This is a genomic window from Flammeovirga kamogawensis (assembly GCF_018736065.1).
GTDB lineage: Bacteria > Bacteroidota > Bacteroidia > Cytophagales > Flammeovirgaceae > Flammeovirga > Flammeovirga kamogawensis.
On sequence record NZ_CP076128.1, the window covers coordinates 4,529,896 to 4,550,708 of the forward strand.

The 20,813-nt window shown below is 30.8% G+C and carries 19 protein-coding genes; 10 read left to right on the forward strand and 9 right to left on the reverse strand.

The window, feature by feature from the left end; translation table 11 throughout:
* Positions 1–4: 4 nt before the first annotated feature.
* Complete coding sequence (locus KM029_RS18445; RefSeq protein ID WP_144074658.1) at positions 5–5,074, forward strand: LamG domain-containing protein; 5,070 nt, start codon at positions 5–7, stop codon at positions 5,072–5,074.
* An 80-nt stretch (positions 5,075–5,154) separates the two neighbouring features.
* On the opposite strand, the gene KM029_RS18450 is transcribed toward KM029_RS18445, so the two are convergent.
* Positions 5,155–5,820 (reverse strand): head GIN domain-containing protein, encoded by a 666-nt coding sequence (locus KM029_RS18450; RefSeq protein ID WP_144074659.1) that lies wholly within the window; start codon positions 5,818–5,820, stop codon positions 5,155–5,157.
* Positions 5,821–6,207: 387 nt separating this feature from the next.
* Between KM029_RS18450 and KM029_RS18455 the strand changes: the two genes are divergently transcribed.
* Positions 6,208–7,338, forward strand: a complete 1,131-nt coding sequence (locus KM029_RS18455; protein WP_205125448.1) for an MBL fold metallo-hydrolase — start codon at positions 6,208–6,210, stop codon at positions 7,336–7,338.
* Between the two features lie 9 nt (positions 7,339–7,347).
* Complete coding sequence (locus KM029_RS18460) at positions 7,348–7,935, forward strand: sigma-70 family RNA polymerase sigma factor (RefSeq protein WP_144074661.1); 588 nt, start codon at positions 7,348–7,350, stop codon at positions 7,933–7,935.
* A gap of 72 nt (positions 7,936–8,007) precedes the next feature.
* On the opposite strand, the gene KM029_RS18465 is transcribed toward KM029_RS18460, so the two are convergent.
* The 4 genes from KM029_RS18465 to KM029_RS18480 form a co-directional block, all read right to left on the reverse strand.
* The gene (locus KM029_RS18465; protein WP_144074662.1) at positions 8,008–8,316 is read right to left on the reverse strand and encodes a heavy-metal-associated domain-containing protein; all 309 of its coding nucleotides are present in this window, start codon (positions 8,314–8,316) and stop codon (positions 8,008–8,010) included.
* A gap of 4 nt (positions 8,317–8,320) precedes the next feature.
* Positions 8,321–8,677, reverse strand: coding sequence for a hypothetical protein (locus tag KM029_RS18470; RefSeq protein WP_144074663.1), 357 nt, complete (start codon positions 8,675–8,677; stop codon positions 8,321–8,323).
* Positions 8,677–9,645, reverse strand: coding sequence for a permease (locus tag KM029_RS18475; RefSeq protein WP_144074664.1), 969 nt, complete (start codon positions 9,643–9,645; stop codon positions 8,677–8,679). The genes KM029_RS18470 and KM029_RS18475 overlap by 1 nt, the downstream gene beginning before the upstream one ends.
* Positions 9,646–9,742: 97 nt before the next feature.
* A complete protein-coding gene (locus tag KM029_RS18480) occupies positions 9,743–9,985 on the reverse strand; it encodes a thioredoxin family protein (protein WP_144074665.1) in 243 nt (80 codons plus the stop codon).
* A 642-nt stretch (positions 9,986–10,627) separates the two neighbouring features.
* Here KM029_RS18480 and KM029_RS18485 point away from each other — a divergent pair.
* The 5 genes from KM029_RS18485 (at position 10,628) to KM029_RS18505 (ending at position 13,009) form a co-directional block, all read left to right on the forward strand.
* On the forward strand, positions 10,628–11,080 hold the full coding sequence (locus KM029_RS18485) for a hypothetical protein (protein ID WP_144074666.1): 453 nt from the start codon (positions 10,628–10,630) through the stop codon (positions 11,078–11,080).
* 164 nt (positions 11,081–11,244) lie between these two features.
* The gene (locus KM029_RS18490; RefSeq protein WP_144074667.1) at positions 11,245–11,880 is read left to right on the forward strand and encodes a hypothetical protein; all 636 of its coding nucleotides are present in this window, start codon (positions 11,245–11,247) and stop codon (positions 11,878–11,880) included.
* 42 nt (positions 11,881–11,922) lie between these two features.
* The gene (locus KM029_RS18495; RefSeq protein WP_158631104.1) at positions 11,923–12,204 is read left to right on the forward strand and encodes a helix-turn-helix domain-containing protein; all 282 of its coding nucleotides are present in this window, start codon (positions 11,923–11,925) and stop codon (positions 12,202–12,204) included.
* A 106-nt stretch (positions 12,205–12,310) separates the two neighbouring features.
* Positions 12,311–12,520: a hypothetical protein gene (locus KM029_RS18500; protein WP_144074669.1), complete on the forward strand. Its 210-nt coding sequence runs from the start codon at positions 12,311–12,313 to the stop codon at positions 12,518–12,520.
* Between the two features lie 51 nt (positions 12,521–12,571).
* Positions 12,572–13,009 (forward strand): hypothetical protein, encoded by a 438-nt coding sequence (locus KM029_RS18505; protein ID WP_144074670.1) that lies wholly within the window; start codon positions 12,572–12,574, stop codon positions 13,007–13,009.
* A 384-nt stretch (positions 13,010–13,393) separates the two neighbouring features.
* On the opposite strand, the gene KM029_RS18510 is transcribed toward KM029_RS18505, so the two are convergent.
* Complete coding sequence (locus KM029_RS18510; RefSeq protein ID WP_144074671.1) at positions 13,394–14,290, reverse strand: diacylglycerol/lipid kinase family protein; 897 nt, start codon at positions 14,288–14,290, stop codon at positions 13,394–13,396.
* A 72-nt stretch (positions 14,291–14,362) separates the two neighbouring features.
* Entirely contained in the window at positions 14,363–15,127 is a 765-nt protein-coding gene (locus KM029_RS18515; RefSeq protein ID WP_158631105.1) for a metallophosphoesterase family protein, read from the reverse strand.
* 536 nt (positions 15,128–15,663) lie between these two features.
* Here KM029_RS18515 and KM029_RS18520 point away from each other — a divergent pair.
* Positions 15,664–17,397, forward strand: coding sequence for a SulP family inorganic anion transporter (locus KM029_RS18520; RefSeq protein WP_144074673.1), 1,734 nt, complete (start codon positions 15,664–15,666; stop codon positions 17,395–17,397).
* 25 nt (positions 17,398–17,422) lie between these two features.
* Here the strand turns inward: KM029_RS18520 and KM029_RS18525 are convergent, their stop codons facing one another.
* Positions 17,423–17,998 (reverse strand): rhomboid family intramembrane serine protease, encoded by a 576-nt coding sequence (locus tag KM029_RS18525; RefSeq protein WP_144074674.1) that lies wholly within the window; start codon positions 17,996–17,998, stop codon positions 17,423–17,425.
* Positions 17,999–18,046: 48 nt separating this feature from the next.
* The gene (locus tag KM029_RS18530) at positions 18,047–19,228 is read right to left on the reverse strand and encodes an anhydro-N-acetylmuramic acid kinase (protein ID WP_158631106.1); all 1,182 of its coding nucleotides are present in this window, start codon (positions 19,226–19,228) and stop codon (positions 18,047–18,049) included.
* A gap of 58 nt (positions 19,229–19,286) precedes the next feature.
* On the opposite strand from KM029_RS18530, the gene KM029_RS18535 reads away from it, so the two are divergent.
* Positions 19,287–20,531 carry a competence/damage-inducible protein A gene (locus tag KM029_RS18535; protein ID WP_144074676.1) on the forward strand — a complete coding sequence of 415 codons (1,245 nt, stop codon included), beginning with the start codon at positions 19,287–19,289 and terminating at the stop codon, positions 20,529–20,531.
* Positions 20,532–20,813 lie beyond the last annotated feature (282 nt).

The window sequence follows — 20,813 nt, forward strand, 5'->3', positions numbered from 1 at the left end:
TGATATGGAAAATATTTTTACTAAAATTCTATATAGTATAGGACTCTCTTTTTTCTGTTTATTATCTCCAAATGTAACAGCATCTATATTTACAAATAACAGTATTGTTGCTAATGTAAACAGTGGTTATTATTCTGCTTCTTTAAGCTATAGTACAAATGTTTTAAACGAGACAACTACTAATAACGGATCATTTACAGAAACAATAACTATAACCCAAACGGGAGGTACTTTTGCAGGTACATTAAACGAAGATTTTATAACGAGTAATAAAGTTACGATAACAAATTTACCTGTAGGATTAACAGCGTCTGTTACTTATAACTCAACAACTGAGGTTGTTTTTGCACTTTCAGGCAATGCTACTAATCATGGTAACATAGAAGATATTTCAAACCTTACAATTTCATTCGAAAATTCAGCATTTACTTCAGGAGATAATTCTTTAGTGACAAATAGCTTAAAGAGTGATATCAGTTTAAATTTTAATGATCCTAAACCTAATAATGCAATTCATTTAGATGGTATTGATGATTATGCGAATTCTTCTCAATTTGCATTACCTCAAAATTTCACTGCGGAAGGGTGGTTTAGACCTGAAAATGTAACGGGTAATAATTTCCTTTTTCAATTTAAATCTAGTACAGAACAACTCAATTTAAGGCTTAATAATGGTATACTTATTTCTTGGAATGGGTTTGCAGGAAATAACACAACTGGTTCTACAACAATAAATACTAATCAATGGATTCATGTTGCTCTAGTGAGAGACGGAATCACTACAAGAATTATTTTGAACGGTACTCTAGAAGTTGAAAACACAAATAGTGGTGGGTTCACTGGAGAAACAATAAGTGTATTTTTAGGGGCAAAATCAAACACGACAACCCAGAGTAACTTTTTCACTGGAAAGATTGATGAGTTTAGAGTTTGGAATCAAGTGTTAACCCCAGCGGAAATTACTGCTGCAATGAATGATCAATTGATAGGAGATGAAACGAACCTTCTGGCAAGTTATTCTATGAATGAGTTATCAGGGGCAACTATACCCGATAATAGCCCTAATGGATATGATGTATCGTTAGTTAATATGACCAATGATGATTGGGTTGCTGGAGATTGGTTAAGCACAGCTTTAACGTATAGCACTTCATCATTAATAGAAGCAGTAGAAAATGATGGTTCAATAGCAGAAACAATTGATATTACACTTTCAAATGGGGATTTCTTAGGTACAATTGGAGATGATTTTATTGCTGATAATAAACTTATTGTTTCAAATTTACCAGCTGGTTTAACTGCGGTAGGCACAAAAGTTTCTAATACATCTTTGCAGGTGAGTTTTACAGGTAATGCAGTTGCTCATGAAGTAAGTGACAATATTTCGAATTTAACTTTTACTTTTCAAGATGCTGCTTTTAGTAATAATAATGCTAGTGCTTTTACAGGTTATAATAGATCTAATTTAAGTATTATTTATTCTGATCCTCCTAAGAATTGTTTAGCTTTTGATGGGGTTAATGATTACGCAATATCTTCAAACCTTACTCTAGGAGATGATTTTAGTTTTGAGGTTTGGGTAAAACCAACATTATCATCTTCAGGTAATGTTTATACTGTTGGCCAGGCAAATTCAACAGCAGAAAATATATCACTTAAAGTCAATACAGATGGAACATTGTCTGTATTTTTTAAAGTCGAAGATCAATCATCGGATACTTATCAATTGAATTCTATAAGCACAGTACAAGCTGGAGAATGGTCTCATATTGCTTATACTAATGAAGGTGGAGTAGATGCAAAATTATATATCAATGGTGTTTTAGATGATAGTAACCCGTCAAGTCTTCCAAGAATTTTCACCTCAATAACAAATGATTTAACGATCGGTAAAAAGTTATATGATAGTGAAGATACAGATCACTTTCCAGGTGAAATTGATGAGCTTAGAATTTGGGATAAAGTACTTTCACAAACAGAAATAGTGGAAAAAATGAACTTTGAAGCTATTGGAAATGAAACAGATTTAAATAGATATATAGATTTTAACTACCTCACAGGGACATTTTTTGCAAGTAGTGGCTCAAGTGTTTCTATTGGGGCATTATATAATATGACCAATGATGATTGGGTGACAGCTACATGGCAAATTACTCAGTTAAATTATTTTTCATCATCGTTTACAGAAAATACAACTACTAACAATGGTTCTATTGTAGAAACGATAAGTGTAGCTGTAACGGGAGATACTTTTACAGGAAGTGATAATGATAATTTTGTATCTGATAGTAAAGTAACCTTTACAAATTTACCGGCAGGGTTAGTGGGGTCAGTAATAAGAACATCAGAAACAACTGTTGATATTTCTTTAACAGGGAATGCAACAGCCCATGAAAATGCTAACGATATTGCTAACCTTTCAGTAGTTTTTGCAAATTCAGCTTTTTCGGGTAATGATGCCACATTAATTGGCAATTATAATAAAGCAGATTTTTCTATTGATTTTATCGATGCTTACACCACTGCTCTTTCATACGATAAAACTATTTTTCTTGAGAGTACAGCTAATGATGGTAGTATTAATGAATCTGTTGTAATTACTTTAACTGATGATACCTTTTCAGCAGATGTTGTTTCAGCAAATAGAATTTCATCTTCAAATGTGCCTTCTGGGTTAAGTACTACTTTTATTAGAGACTCTGATACTCAAATTACAATGACACTGAGTGGAACGGTAACAGCACATGCAACTGCCAATAGTATAGATAATTTAACGGTAACTTTTGGCGATGGGGCTTTTACTACTTATCTAAACACTGTTGTTGCTAATTATAATAAAACAGATTTGGGAATTTACTTCATGAATCAAGCACCCGGAAATGGTTTAGCATTAGATGGCATAGATGAATATGTTGATTTTGGATTAGATACTCCTTTTTTTCCTGATAAAGATGCATGGACAGTCGAAATTTGGGTGAATGCTACAGATTGGACTCCATCATCAACAGAAAAAATTATTAGTTCTACAGAGGCAAGTGGAATGGCGTTTATATTAAATGGCACTCAATTAATAGCAGAATATTACGATAATGGTTTAGGTAATTACCAGAGTGCAAACTATATTTTACCAGGTGGGTTTTCAGGATGGCATCATGTTGCCATGACTTTTGATGGTAGGTATTTACTACTTTACATTGATGGTGAACCAGTGGTTACAAACGATAGAGGAAGTACGGGTGGTACAATAAGAACAGGATTATCTAGTCTTTACTTAGGTGCAGAATATAGTTCATCTCCACTGTTATTTTTTGATGGGAAATATGATGAATTAAGAATTTGGAGTAAAGTAAAAACCAATGATGAGCTTATAAACGAAATGTTCGCTACCCTAGATGGTACAGAAGGTAATCTTGAAGCTTACTTTAATATGAATTGCCATAAAGGAAGTACTTTATATGATAGAACATCTAACAATAACCATGGTGTTTTACAGAATATGGAGAATACTGATTGGGTAAACTCAGATATATATACACATTATAATGGTACGACTTGGTCGAATTCAGCTCCAACTTCTGCAGTAAATACTGTTATTGGAGAAGGAGTAAATTATGTTGTTGCTGCTCCTTTTAGCATAAATAATTTACTTATTTCTACAGGAGCATCTGTAAGTTTAGACGCTGGAGGATCAATAACACTTGCAGATCGTTTAATTACCGAAGGAACATTAACTTTAGATAATGGGGAGTACATTACACAGACAGGTTCAAATGGAAATAGTGGAACTGGAAATGTAAATTATACTTTGTCTGGGGCAGGTATTGATAAGGTTTATCATTATTTTGCTAGCCCATATACATCACTTACGTTTAATTGGGGAGAGAATCCCTTTAGGTATAATCCAGAAGATGCAGTAGGAACAGATAGTACTGGATTAAGTAGAGGTTGGAATGCTTATACTGAAAATATGGTTCCGGGTAGAGGGTACATTTCTGAAAATGTAGGTACACAAGTAATTAGTGGTATTCCTAATAATGGGAATGTAGAATATACTGTCACAAATGGAACATTTACGGGATATAATTTAATAGGTAACCCTTATTTAGCTCCAATAAGTGCAACGTTATTCGTAGCTGAAAACGGAGAAAGTGGCACAAATAGAATAGCAAATACGCTTTATTTTTGGGATCATGATGAATCTAATGTAGATGTTTTTGATAATTCTGATTATGCTACATGGCATCCAACTTTAGGTGCAGTTGCTGGGGGTGATGGTACAACACCAAATGGAAATATTGCTGTAGGGCAGGGCTTCTTTGTGTCAGCAGCATCAACAGGTGATGTTACTTTTACGAATGCAATGCGGACAACAACCAATAATCAGTTTTTTAGAAAGAAAGCAGAAGATGTTCCCTTAGCAAGGTTTTGGTTAGATGCCGATGGCGATAATGGAGAATTTAATCAGATATTAATTGCTTTTAAAGAAGATGCAAGTGATTACTTAGATGTACAATATGATAGTAAAAAATTTAAAGGTAACCCGAGCTTTTCTCTGTATTCTTTAATGTCTGATACAGATGAACATTATGTGATTCAAGCATTAGATAATGTGGGTATATCTCGAAAAGTAGTACCAATTGGGTTGTCATTAGCTAATGCAAAAACAATTACTTTTTCTATTCCAAAAATGGATAATATGGATAGTTATGATATTATTCTAAGGGATAGAGTATCCAATAAAGTATATGATTTAAAAAATACTGATGCAACAATCAGTTTACCTGCAGGAGATAATATCAACAGGTTAGAAATGATATTCGATGCTTCATCTCCATTATCTTTATTTGATTTAGAAAGTGAATTAAAAGTTGGTATTGCAAAAGGAGTAATACAATTATTTGGACATCGTGAATATCATTCTCTAGAAGTTTTTAACTTCTCAGGACAGTCTGTAATGCAGTCTAATGATTTTAATTTAACGGGTAAAATCGAACATTCTCTTAAACCTGATTATTATATTGTTCGACTCTCCAATAATGAAAAAACCGAATTTGTTAAGGTAAAAGTAGAATAGATCATAAACCTTTTTAATAAATTAGCCCCTTTAGATACTTCTAAAGGGGCTATTTTTGTGTAAGAGAGAGTATGGAATGTTTAGTCTTTTGCGTTACCGTAATTTTTTATACTACCAATCCCACTAGATTCCATTTTGATAGAATTACTTGCATTTACTTTTACACTGCCAATCCCGTCACATTCAATTATCATATCTTTTACAAGGAAATCTCGAGCATCTACAGAACCAATTCCACTATATTCTAAGTTGGTAGATTTTGCGTTTCCAACAAGTTCAACTTTACCAATACCATTGTATTCAAAATCTAAATGATTAAGATTAAAACGTAATGTAGTGCCCCCGACACTGTTCATTTCTAATTTAAGATTATTGAAATTAAGTACACCTTCATTTGTAAGTGTACCAACCAAGTTAGATTCTATTTCTTTTAAGTCAACAATTTGAATATATAGTGTTAAATCATTTTTGCCATTTATGTTTTTATCAGACCCATTATTTTTCTTCTTTATATTGGTAAAACTAAGTCTGTCACCACTCTGAACCATTTTCATTTCTTCTAAATCTTTTGTTTTCCCTTCTGCGTAGGCACTGCAATATTCTCCTTTTACAAGAACAACATTAAACCCACCATCTAATTCTAGTTTAGTGAAATCTTTACAAGGAAATGGTTTTGTATCTTTTTTCTGAGCAAAAGATAAAATTGAAAATAGAGAGAATAGGGAGGTTAAAATTATAGATTTCATTGTTTAAATTATTTATACTATGTTATTGTTCTTTTCGAAATTGAGTTCTTTATAATAGACAAAAGGGTAATTAAAAGGTTGCATATATAGTTTTTTTATTAGAAACAACAAGTCTTTTTTTTTGTTTGTACAGTATTGTAAATCAGATGTTTATACACAAACTGTTGTTTTTGATTATATTATAGTATAATTAAAAATATATTTATTGTATTATTTAACTCATTATCAGTATAATAACCTTTATTAAGTATTGTATTTTTAAGCCTATGATATTCAATAATAAAGATCTTATTAAAGTTTACATGTAATTATATATAGGAGATATTAATTAGAAAAGATTAAATTGAATGTTGTTCATTATTCTTATTTCATAATACATACTACACATTGAAAACTTTCTTTAAACGATTAGCTGTATTAATGGCTATAATTATAGCCGCATTTTTAATTTACGGTTTTGGCTTTTTATACCTTAGCCCTGAATTTGGGGGAGAGCACTCTGACGAAGATATTGCTCGTTATAAAGCATCTGGCCATTATAATGATGATGGCTTTTTTAACTTAGTGCCAACATCTTTAGATATGAGTTTATCTTCACTTTGGGAAACCATTCAAGCATATGCAAATGGTATAGAAAATTCACGACCATCAGAAGATATTGTTCCAAATAAAATTACACAAGAAACGCTATTAGCTAATGATTCATTAACTAGAATAACATGGTTTGGGCATTCTGCATTTCTTTTAGAAATTGATACTAAGAAGATACTTGTAGATCCGATGTTGGGTCAAGTAGCGGCTCCTCATCCAATGTTAGGAGAAAACAGATACAGTAAAGAGCTTCCTATTGCAATAGATCAGTTACCAACAATTGATGCTATCATTATATCACATGACCATTATGACCACCTCGATTATAAATCAATTGAAAAATTGAAACACAAGGTGGAGGAATATTATGTTCCTTTGGGTGTTGGTGCCCATTTTAGAGCTTGGGGAATTCCATCAGAAAAAATTCATGAAATGAACTGGTGGCAAGAAGCGATCTTCAAAGAATTAAATATTGTTCTTACCCCATCAAGGCATTTTTCTGGAAGAGGAATTACTGATAGAAATAAAACGATGTGGGGTTCTTGGGTGATTGAAGGAAAGAAGCAAAAAGTTTTCTTTAGTGGTGATGGAGGTTACGCAGATCACTTTAAAGAAATTGGAAAGAAATATGGTCCTTTTGATATCGCATTGATGGAATGTGGGCAATACAATAAAAATTGGGCACAAATACACATGATGCCTGAAGAATCTGCTCAAGCAGCCGTAGATGTAAATGCTAAAGTAATGATGCCTGTACATTGGGGTGCATTTACTTTATCTTTACATTCTTGGATAGACCCCGTAGAAAGAGTAACAATCAAAGCAAAAGAATTAGATATGCCGCTAACTACACCAGAACTTGGAGAAGTTTTTATTGTAGGTGATGGTAGAGTATATCCAACTTCTAAGTGGTGGGAAAATTATTAAATTTGAGATATGGAAAATAAGCAATGTAATAACATGAACGAGATTGTAGTTGATTATTATGACTACATCCATTCTTTTATTAATAAGAAATTAAAGAATAAAGAAGATGTAGATGATTTAACCCAAGAAGTAATGGTTAAACTTACAGAAGCTTGTTCTAAACCTGCAGAAATTCAGAATTTAAAAGCATGGTTATTTCAAGTTGCTAGAAATGTAATCTACTCTTATTATCAATCACACAAATTAGATACAGAAAGTTTGTTGGAAGAGACATCTTTTGTAGATCATGAACAAGAAAGTATTGGTACGGCAGACTATATAATATCAATGATAAATCTTTTACCAAAGGAATATGGTGAGCCTTTAAAATGGGCTGATATTGACGGTTTATCTCAACAGCAAATTGCTGATAAATTAGGAATAGGTCTTTCTGGTGCTAAGATGAGGATACAAAGAGCTAGGAAGAAATTATTAGAACTTTTTAATCAATGTTGTGATATAGAATATGATGCAAAGGGAAACTTTGTGAGTTGCTCTGTAAATGATAGTTGTGAGAGTAAAGATCAAATAAAACTAAGCCTTGAGAATGGGGAATGATGAATCTTACATAAAAAAATCTATACTTATCTCCACGTTAGTGAAAATAGGTATAGATAATGAGTAGTTGATTTATAGTACCTTATAAGGTGTTGTGTTGATAGCATTAATAATTTCTTGTTCAGATGATTTATTTTGATCATACCAAACAGTAATTTCAGATTTTTCTAAATTGGGTTTCATCATTATAAAACCATCTAATTCGTCTAAGGAATACTTTACTATTCCAACACAACAACTTGATTTGAATTTTTTTAATGTATATGTTTTCTGAGTTTGCTCAGTACTTACAGTAACTTCTGTTGTATTCTCTTTTGTATTTGTAGTACAAGAAGTTATGGTTCCTAGTAATAGGCTGCTTATAATTATTATTTCTTTCATTGCTTTAAAAATTGATATACGGTAATACAATTGTAATTATTGTAACGATGGTTACTCCCCATAAAAATCCCTTTGATTGGAAGAAGTGTACTGTTTGTTTCTCTGATTGACTTAATTGTAAATAGTCATTATCTACAGTGCAACAGGCAGTTTCTTTTTTAGGAAAATAAGCCTGATATAAATTATAAAATGTAAGTAACAGACTAATACTAATGAGGTAAGGTTTAACGCTGATTAGCCATGCTAATGATGCTGCAGAAACACCTAAAAGTCCAACAATTGAAAGTAAGGGGCCTAGACAACAAGTAGATGCCAGTAAGGCGGTAAATACCGCCGTTACTGAATTGAATAAAGTTCTCATTAGCTAAACATTATATTAAAGAAGTATCCTGCTAGTATCATTCCGAACCCAATTGTTCCGAAGAAAGCAAAGATTAATTGTTTTTTCATTACCTTTTTTAGAAGTAGTGCTTCTGGTAATGATAATCCAACAGCTCCCATCATAAATGCGATTGCAGTTCCCATTGGTACACCTTTAGCAATTAAAGTATCAATTACTGGTAAGATTCCCACAGCATCAATATATAAAGGTATTGCAGTTAGTACTGCTATTGGAACTGCAAAAGGGTTATCTACACTAATGTATTTATGGAAGAATTCAGCAGGTACATATCCATGGATAAAAGATCCAATAGCTAAACCAACAGTAATGTATGGAATTAACTTTTTTAATGTTTGTATAGTTTCTTTATTTATTTCAGGAAGACGTTCTCTTAAACTACGTTTATCTTCTTCTTCAATAGCATGAGTTTCTGCAAGGTTTTGAACCCAATCTGCAACATATTTTGCCATTCCTAATTTCTCTAGAACAATACCTCCTATAACACCTAACAGAATACCAAATAGTACATAAATTAATGTAAATTTTAAACCGTAGCTTACTAAGAATAAAGCAATAGCTACCTCGTTTACTAAAGGTGAAGTAATTAAGAAAGATAATGCTATACCAAGTGGAATTCTAGACTGCATCATTCCTACAAAAAGAGGAATTGAAGAACATGAACAGAAAGGTGTTACAGCACCAAGTACTGATGCTAATATGTTTCCAAAACCAAATTTCTTGTTGTTTTCTAGGTAGCTTCGGATTTTATTTAATGGAAGATAACTTTGAATAATACCCATTAAATAGGTAATGATAATAACTAATAGGATAATATGAGTAGTACCAACAAGGAAGTAATGTAATGCACTACCGAGAGTTGTTCCTGCATCTATACCTAATAATTGATAAACAAGGTAATCTGCAGCTTTTATTAATAAACTTTCCATTTTCTTTTTAATATGTGCTTTTTTAAAAGCGGTTGAATTAGTGCAATCGGAAAAAATAAAAAAATATTTTTTCCGATTTAAATTGAGCAATACATAGTTATGCTATAAGCATTTCTTTCACAGCTTCGTCTGTATTGTTTTGTCTATAAGAGTGTACTTTTCCATCTATCACTATTGATGGGAAATCCATTGTACCATATTGCATAGTTTCCATTATATCTGTGATGTCTACTACATCAATTGCTACGTTATTTTCTTTAGCAATTTTTTCAAGTTGGTTTTTGATGTTAGGGTTAACTCCACAACAAGACTGGTGCAATACTTTTACTATTTTATTCATGACGATATTTATTTTTAAGTTTTAAATTGTTTTCGTCTATGTAGTATGGAGTAGGTTAGAAAAAGACACAACTATTCTGATTTTTTTATTTTTTTTGAAAAAAAATATTTTAACCTGCTTCTATATAAAGATTAATTATAGATGGATTTTTGATTTTGAACTTATAGAGCCAGACGATTCTTTATTATATATGTTGATTGAAGTTTGATCAATTGATAAAGCTATTTGAGCTCTTTTTTGTATCTAAGTATTTATAAATCAAAAGAAAATTAGAACTAGAATTAAATATCAATTATTTGAAGAATTAGCAGCTTTTTTTCTCATTATTATACCATATATAAGAATACTGAAAACCATTTTATACTAAGCTTGTCTTTTTTAGGGTATTACAATCAACTTTAAAAAACTATCAATAATAGATCGTAAAGCTAGTTTTATGATTTGTACACTAGTTATTTTATATACTTTTATAAGTAACTTTTATCCTTTTATACCAGCTTTTTGTAACCTTTTTTTGAGAGTTAATTTATTTTAAATAAGTAGATAAAAATACGGTTAATGAGTGTAAAATACGATAAATCAAAATAAGAAACATTGTTACTTAGATGTATTAAATTTATAAAGACATTAAAAATTAAAAGAATGAAAAATTTATCATCTAACTTTTCGAGCAAAGAATATATTAGAGTATTTGTTAAAGTTGCCGAGGGCACAGCGTTTATTAAAAATTACCTTAAGAACTTTGACGCAGAAGTTGAATATGTTTTTGATATGCCTAAGTTAGGGAATCTGAGAGTTGTCGCATTAACCTCTCCTCATGGTAATATTTCAGCAGTAATTACAGATTCTTTAGAAGGCTTTCCAGAATACTTAGAACGTACTAAAGTACTTTATTGGACAAAAGATATGGAATCGACTTTAAGAAATGCAGAAGCAGCAGGTATGAAAGTTCTTCAAGAAAAATCTGCAGTTCCCATGGGATTTCAAGGTAGGTATGAAACTCCAGGAGGATATGTTGTAGAATTGGCTGAGGTGTCTGAAGAAGGAAAACAATACTTTCATCAAGATCTTGAAAAATTAGGATATACACTGTAGTGTAACTATAAGATTTTTAAAAAGCATTGGAAGTTATTTCAATGCTTTTTTTATGCATAATTTTTTATTGGATAAGGCACTTTGTGAAGTTTTTATTTTAGTTGTGATAAATGTATTTTAGATAAATAAAAATAGATCAATGACTTTTCTTTATAACAATAGGTATGAAAAAGATAGAATTTAAGGAAAGAGACGAAGAACGAATTATTGATTTTATTCATAAAAACCTTGGAGGAGAAATTATTAATGATAATCAAATAGTATTTGATAATGATATCGTTAAAGGGCAGATGATGGTACATGAAGAGCCAGAATATAGGGTTACTGCAATGGATTATACTGCAAAGAAAGCAACAGAATTTAAAATTCATCATGATATTAAATATGATCTATCTGTACATCTATTTTTAAATGGAGTAGAGCTAGATCAAGGAAAAAAGAAATTGGTACTTAATCTTCCTAATGGTTTTATCTTTTTAAAGAATGAAGAGCATTTTAACTTGAAGTACAAGGAAGGTGAAAGGAAATTTATTTTAACTTATGCTATAAACTATGAAAAATATAAAATAAATGAAGTGATGAAAAAACTTCTAAATCTAGGGAATTATATATTCCATACAGGAAATGAACATATTATGATTTGGAAGAAATCGGTATCAGAAAAGATGCGAAGTGATATTGACCCAATAATTAAAAGAGCATGGATTCGTGTAAAATTAACAGAGTTGAAACTTTTAGTAGATAATATTCTACTTCACATTGACGATAAAAAAGATACACACCTTTTTTCTAATTATTAGCTAGAAACTGTTTACAGTATTAGAGACTTTATGCATGACAACTTGCGTAATAAAATCTCTGTAGAATCTTTTGTTAAAGAATATGGTATTAATAAAATTAAGCTAAATAATATTTTTAAGGCTGTTTTAGGTAATACTATGTACAAGTATTATCAAGAGAAAAAAGTTGAAAGTTTAAAAGTAGAAATTATGACTACTTCAAAAACGATAACTGAATTGTCTTATGAGTTTTCTTACACAGATGTTAATCATTTAACAAAAAGCTTTGTGTCTCATTATGGAATTTCACCATCTGAAATGAGAAAATCGAAACATAAATTATAAGCTTAATTTATAGGTTTATACATTTATACTAATTTCGTAAACAATTGTACTATCTGTTATTTTATCATTTGAATGATATTTGGGTTCTCTCAAAAATCAAAGAATAATGAAAAAAGTAATAAGTGTATTTGTACTGTTTATTAGTAGTTTAAGTGTTTTTCCTCAAGAAATATCACACTTTAATTTAATTTATGATGTTAGATTTGATAGCTATACATCTATTAATTCTGGAGAAACAGATAATAAATTTCAGTTTGATCACGTATTTTTAGGCGTGTATGGAGCTGTCTCAGATCAGGTGAATTATACCTTGTAAATAACACCTTTAAGTCTTTCTGATGGAGCTAATAATTTATCAGAAGATATTATGTTAGCGAATATTAGTTATACTACTTCCAATAAAAAATGGATGCTTACATTAGGTAAATCAATGGTGAACATTGGTACTTTTGAAGAGCATGTAAGCCCAAATGATGTCTATCAATACAGTGAGGTTAGGCAGTATTTAAATATGTTCTCGTCTGGGATGACAGTTCGTTATACAACAGATTCAAAACAACAATTCACTTATCAGTTAGTAAATTCAGTACCTGATAGTTTAAACAATGTAAACTTGCAGCAGAACCTCTATTGGTCGGGGCATATATCAGATCATATTAATACGTCAATGAGTTTAACGGTTGAGAAAAATAATCAAAATACCATTGGTCATATGAGTAATCTTGGTGTAGAATTTTTATACTCTGATTGGGAATTAGATGTGGATTACGCTAGAGTTATTAATATTAATGGATTTCTTGAATAGACGCAATATCAATCTATACCTGTTAAACTAACATACAAAGGAGAGAAATTTCGTCCATTTGTAGAGTATATCTATAATAAGTTAGATCCGATAAGCAGTGCAAAAGAATCAAGTTCATATACTTCTCAGTTATTACAAACACTAAGTTTACGTATTGAATATTACCCTATTAAAAATAAAAATTGGAGATTTCATATGGTTGCTGTTCGTAATAAATATGACCAGACCAATACAGAAAATCTATTTACAGAATACCCACCTCTTCAATTGTTTTTTGGAGTAAAAATTGGTATTTAAACACAAAAAAGCACTTCTTTTCATCATTTTAAATGATAAAAGAAGTGCAAGTATATTTTTACAAGTAAGAATAATACAAGTAGTTTACTAAGAAACTAAAGTGTTTCTTTTTGTTGTTATATATTTAATAGCCGCCGGGAGAACTTCAATTTCTAAAGTATCAATATCACCAATTACTTCACCATCTAATTGAAGTAGTTGCGTTTTCTCAAAATGAATGGTTGCTTTCTCTGCAGAATACACGTTACCATTTGCATCTTCTAAAAAGCTTTCATCAAACTTAGAGAGGCCTACAATTATTAGATCTTCAAAATTCATTTCTGGTATTGCTACCAATTCAAATTTACCATCAAAAGGATTACTAATACTATTTAATGGAACCCCAGTACCAAATTTTCTTGCATTACATATTGCAAGCATAATTCCAGATTCTTGATAAAATTCACCATCAATTTCAATTTTATAATCAATAATGTTTTTTACTTTTAATTGCTCTAAAAAGTATTTAAAATAGGTTGTCATCCCTCTGTTGGGGTCATTAGAATAACCATTTACTATTTGTGCATTCACACCAATATCACCAATGTGTAAACAATAATGTTCTTTATTTACTTGTAAAAGATCTAGTCCTCTAGTCATATCAGACATAATAATATCTTTCAGTGCATTCATCGGGTCTGGGTCAACAAAAAGTTCTACAGCCATACCGTTTGCAGAACCTAACGGAATAATTCCCATCGGTATACCTGTACCTAGCAAAGCAATTGATGTAAAAAGTGTTGTGCCATCTCCACCAATAGAAGCTACTTTATGAGGCTTTACTGTATTGATATAAGACCTTAGAATCTCTAAATCATTTTTACCAGTAGTTTTATAAACGGTAAATTCAATCTCATACAGATTCAGAAGATTTTCTGCATCATTTAAAAATGGTTCTTTATCTATATCTCCAGAAATTGGGTTAACTACAAGTAAGAGCTTCATATATTGATTTAGGTAAAATAAAACTTAAGTGAATATCGTAAAAAGACGACAAATAACAAGGTAATCAATTACTTAATGATAAGCAGGCACAGTATTTAAAAACTGAGGCTCCTGATCTTTATTTCTTACGGTAATAAGCGTTTGAGTATCTAAATTAAAACAAGACAAATAACCTAGTTGATTAACCTGCTCATGCGTAATTTTTTTAAAGAAAGCACAGCCGGAATCTATATTAATTAGCGGATAATGATCTGTAATGTTTTGTTTTATTTTTTCAATAGAAATAGGAGTATGTCCATGTATAACACGCCTTTTCTTTAACATTTTAGGTAAAATATCCGGAAGTGGTTTTCTAGTATTAAGCATTGCATCAAAATCCTTTTTTGGCTTTTCTGCATCATAATTAAAACCAGCATGAACAATGTGATAATCCTCAATTTGTATTCTGTAAGGTAACGCTTTAAAAAACTCTTTATGTTTTAAGTACAGCTCTCCGTCTTTACTTAATATAGATTTTCCATATCGAGTATTCATCTTAGCAATAAAACGTGCAAAAGTAGGGCGATAAGTTCTTTGTCTATTGATTAGGTTTTCTTCGTGATTACCTCTAATTGGGAAGATATTGTATCCATCTTTTTGAAGATCAATTATATAGTCAATAACCTTTTCACTATTTGGTCCTTTGTGTATATAATCGCCCACTAAGAAAATAACATCTTGAGTAGTGATTTTTAGTTCATCTTCTAAGAGAAATTTAAAAGTCTTGTAGCAGCCATGAATATCACCTACCGCAAATCTGCGAAGATATGTTTTTGTTTTAAGTTTTAATGCTTTCACAAAAGGGGAAATAAGATAAAACAAATAATGAATTACTTTGTAATTGTAAAATTAACAGAGCTTACACATCAATAGTTCTATTAATTATTTTACAAAGTGAAAAAATATACTGTTAATACATAGTTTTTAAAAATCTAAATCAAATTAGGTAAAATATTTTAAGCGAAAACTAAAGAAAGTTTAACAGTGAATAATTAATTTCAAATTTACTGTATTCTTAAAGAAAGACAATAGTATATTTGCATAATTCTATTTATGAGCTGTGATTTGTTTTAAAAATCATTGCAAAGATTCAGTTTGTTCACATTGCAATGTTGATAACTGTATAATTATTCTAATACTATTTGTGTTTTTCTTGTTAAATATTATAGAATGTTGATAACTTTCTGATAAATAACACTTTAAATGTTGATAACTTTACTTTGTGTTGAATTGTTTGTAAACAATTTAGATAATTTGAATGCTGTTTAAGAATTATTTAGAATAATCTAGATAACTTAGAAGTGAAAATAAAAATATAATAATCCATTTTCTGTATGGGGGCAATTCAAGAAAAATTACCATTTTTATCCTTAATCAAAAATTATAAGAAAGCATTTTTAACAGGAGATCTTTCTGCTGGTTTTGCGACTGGGGTATTACTTATACCTCAAGGTATGGCTTATGCAGTTATTGCGGGTGTTCCTGTAGAATATGGTTTATATGCCTCTTTAATGGCACCATTACTTTATTTCTTCTTTGGCTCATCAAACAAATTAGTTATTGGTCCTGCTGCATTAGATTCTATGTTATTAGCCTCTGGTATGGCAGGAATTGGTATTGCACTTACAGAGACTGCCTATGTTGAACATGTACTTATAATTGTTTTCTTAGCTGGAATTTTTCAATTTATTGCAGGTAATATAAAATTAGGCTTTATAGCTAACTTCTTTTCAGAACCATTATTAAAAGGATTTACAACTGCGGCTGCATTATTAATTGGGTTTAGTCAGTTTAAACACGTATTAGGAATAGACCACGAAAGCTCCAATTATTTTCATAAGAATATCATCAATATGATAAATAATTGGGATCAGTTTGATCTACTTACTTTTGGGCTTGGTACTTCTACAATTTTAATGATTTTACTTTTAAAACGATTTGATCTATCTAAAATATCAACGCCAATTGTTGTAGTGATAGGTATAACTTTAAGTATAGTTTTTAATTTAGAAGAATTTGGAATCAGTGTTATTGGTACAATCCCTAAAGGATTACCGTCTTTTCAATTACTTGATTTTTCTTCAGTAAATTTATTAGAGATAATTCCTGTGGCTTTAGTTGTTGCCATTATTGGTTTTACAGTATCAAATAGTATTTCTAAATCTGTCGATGAACCTGGTAGTAAAACTAATCCGAATCAAGAATTTATAGCTCTAGGTATAGCCAATGCAGTGGGTGCTTTATTTGGAGGGTATCAAGCAAGTTCAAGTTTTTCTAGAACAGCAATAAATAGTGAATCTGGAGCAAATACAAGAGCATCGAATTTGGTATCTACTGTTATGATTGCCCTAGTTTTATTATTTATGACCCATGTATTTTATTATTTGCCTAAAGCTGTTTTAGGAGGAATTATTATTGCAGCTACTCCGAGTTTATTTAGTTTTAATTACTTCAAAAATATCTATTTTTTAAAGAAAAGAGAATTTGTAGTTGTTATAATCACTTTCTTAACTACAATAGAATTTGGCGTAATAATAGGACTTACAGCTGGTTTATCAGCATCTGTTGCTGTGTTTATGTATCATTCTCTTTACCCTCATATGGCTGTTTTAGGAAAGATTGAAGGGACTCATATTCACAGAAATATTTTACGTTTTGAATCGGCGAAGGAAAAAGATGGAGTCTTAATTTTAAGGATTGATGCACCTCTTTATTTTAGTAACATAAAATTTGTTATTGATACAATAAAAGAACTTGTTGATGAACGTAACAACATAACATCAATTATTATAAAATCTGAAAGTATTAATTATATAGATGTTACTGCCCTTACAGAGTTGAAGTTGTTTATTGGAAAAGCAAATAAAAAAGGAATAGAAGTATATATGGTAACCGTTGTTGGGCCTGTTAGAGATTTACTTTTTAAAACTAGTATAGTAGATACCTTAGGTGGAAAACAATTGTTCGTGCACCTTTACGATGTCATGCAGTATATAGATGACAAAGAATCGTATAGATACACGAACAAAGATATTGCTAACCAAGGAAATATAGAGGAGAGAGATTAATCAGTTGCTAATAAAAAGAACTGTTCTAACTTTCAATCTTCTTAGAATTATGTTTATCAATACTAAAACCAAAAATTGCCCCACAAATACCACCAATAACATGGGCTAATTGTGAAATATTGTCTTTGTCAAAAGCGGAAAGTAGTTCTTGTCCTAAAAACAGTATAACTATTAATACAAAAGTAAGTGGTATTCCACCTTTTTGTACATTTACAATTGAACTCAGAAGTATAAACATAAATACCACACCACTAGCACCAAGAAGTCCACTTGATAAGAATATTGCATTAATAATACCTGTAATAAATGCTGTTACAAGAATCATATTTAATAATTGCTTACTTCCATATTTCTCTTCTAAAATAGGTCCTAATAGGAGAATATAAGTGAAATTACCCATAAAGTGTTCCCAACTTCCGTGGCCAATTACATGAGTAAAAAGGCGTATATATGTTACAGGATTTGTAATTGCCATTGAGCCATATCCCCCAACAGAAAAAATAGAAGTTAAGTCTATAAAAAGAAATTCTTTTAGTATAATAAATGCAGCACTGATAAAAGTATAGGTCAGTGTAACAGGAGCATTGTATTGTATGCGCATAGTTTTTATGTTGATTCTCATTTAATATCGAATATTCTTCTTGTATTTTTATCCTCCACAACCAATTATTTTATTAAAAGAGGGCATTTCGTCTGTAATGTCTTCTGTGGGGTTAACTATTTCAGGAGACTTTGTGAAGATATGGTGAATTACTCCCCCGCAATTATCTATAGAGGCTCCAGTGACACTTTTTAAGCTGTTGTTCTCTTTTTTTATACGTAAACACCCTAAAAAAGCAAATAATAGTGCTTCTTTATAATTGATGATTTTATCTGATGGGATAACAATTTCTGTAGAGGTACAATGTGCTTTTATTCTATCAATAAGAAAAGTATTGAAAGCTCCACCACCTGTAATCAGTAATCTTGACTTACCAAAATTAAATTTTGATTTCTTGGCTGCATTGTCTATAATTCTAGCAGTTTGATAGGCTGTATGTTCAATACTAGTAGCTAATCTATCTTCAATTTTTTCTATCTGATTTAAAAGAGGGATATAATGTTCGAATACCCATTCTTTACCTAAAGATTTTGTCTGGAAAGTTTCGTAAAAAGGTAAATCATTTAGCTTTTTATATACTTCTTGATTCACTTTACCGGTACTACTAAGTTTACCATCTTTATCAAATTCTTTGCCCAAAGTACGCATATAATAATTGAGCGGCATATTTGCAGGAGCGACATCAAACGCAATAGTTTCACTATTTACATCATAAGAAATGTTAGCAATACCCCCTAAATTTAAACGGTAATGATAATCATGAAATAAAAGCCTATCACCAATAGGAACCAATGGAGCACCTTGACCCCCTAAAGCAACATCAGAAATTCTAAAGTCATTTATAACATTATGCTTACTTTCTGCTGCAATTTCTGGACCTCCTCCAATCTGAGAAGTAATACCTAATTCTGTTTGATGAAAAATAGTATGTCCATGACTACAAACATAATCAACTTTAAGTTGATATTTGTCTATAAAACTTTTTGCATGTTGCCCTAGTTTCTTACCTAATGCACGATCTAATTGTATATATTCGAATGCAGAAAGGTTTTCAGCTTGGTCTAATTTACTTCGCCATTCATCAGTGTAATCAACACTTTCGGTGTATGGCATGTAATATTTCCATTGTCTATTATTGTCTTTCCAAAATTCAGCATAACATAAATCGATGCCATCTAGGCTTGTACCAGACATTATACCTATTAATCGAAATTTATTTGGTCTACTCATTTTTAAATGCATTATGAATCTATAATTTCGGAGATAAGAATTTAAAAACAAAACATATATGAAAAAGCATACTTACGTAGAAATTGTAACAATTGGAGATGAGATTCTCTATGGACAGATTACAGACACTAATTCTCAATGGATAGGGCAGGAATTAAATAAGCTAGGTTTTAAGGTAATTCGTAAAACATCTATTGGCGATACTAAAGAAGAAATCTTAACTATTTTAGATGAAGCACAAAAGCGAGCCGATATAATATTAATTACAGGAGGACTAGGACCAACAAAAGATGACATCACAAAAAAGACTATTGCAGAGTATTTTAATGTAGGGATGACGTTTAGGCAAGAAGTTTTTGATAACATTGCAGAATTATTTAAAACTAGGAATAGAGCTTTAACTGATTTAAATAGGCTTCAAGCAGAAGTTCCAGAAAATGGTGAAGTTATAATGAATCCTGTTGGTACAGCTCCAGGTATGTGGTTTGAACAGGGAAACAAAACATTTGTATCTATGCCAGGCGTACCTTATGAAATGAAACGTTTAATGTCTGATTCAATTTTAGAGAAACTTCAGAAAAAATATGATACTCCTTTCATAGTTCATAAAATGCTTAGAACGATGGGTATTCCTGAATCTTTATTAGCAGATCAAATTGAAGAGTGGGAAAATGCGTTACCTGAATTTATTGGTTTAGCTTATTTACCAAGATTTGGACAAGTTAGGTTAAGATTAACAGCTGTTGGAGATAACAAAGAGATTTTAGATAATGCAATTGATGAGCAAATAGAAAAATTACGCCCTTTATTAGGAGATAATTTATTTGCAGAAGAGGATGTGGAAATCGAGCAAATGATTATGAATAAGATGATTGAAAAGGAGTTGACTTTAGCAACTGCTGAATCTTGTACTGGCGGAGCGGTTGCAAAAAGGATTACAACTCTTTCTGGGTGTTCTGCCTTTTATAATGGAGGTATAGTGTCTTATAGTAATGAAATAAAAATGACACAACTTGATGTTAAAGGAGAAACGCTATTAGAACATGGTGCTGTAAGTGAAGAAACAGCTTTGCAAATGGCTAACAATGTTAGAGTGAAATATAATGCAGATTTTGGAATTGCAACTACAGGGATTGCAGGACCTGGAGGTGGAACAAAAGAGAAACCAGTTGGTACAGTTTGGATAGCATTATCTACTGCTGAAAAGACAGAAGCACAATTGTTACAATTAACAAAAACAAGAGAAGTGAATATTTCAGCTACCGGGAATAAAATTTTGAAGTGGCTTTATGATGAAATTTAATCATATGGTAGAAAAAGATTACGTCATTTATTACTTCTATTAAGTTAAAGGCCGATTGATTATAACTAATCAATTGGCCTTTTTGTTTATTGTTAATAAAAGTTGTTGTAAAATAAAATAGTGAAAATTAGCTTTTAAAGTCCTGTTTATTAGTTGTTTAAAAATAGATGTAGTATTAATGTTGTATTTAAAGTGTAAAAAAGTATCTTAATAATTTTCATGTTTTTTTACATTCTTCCTAATGTTGTATACGACGTCGAACTAATAATTGAAATGGAACTT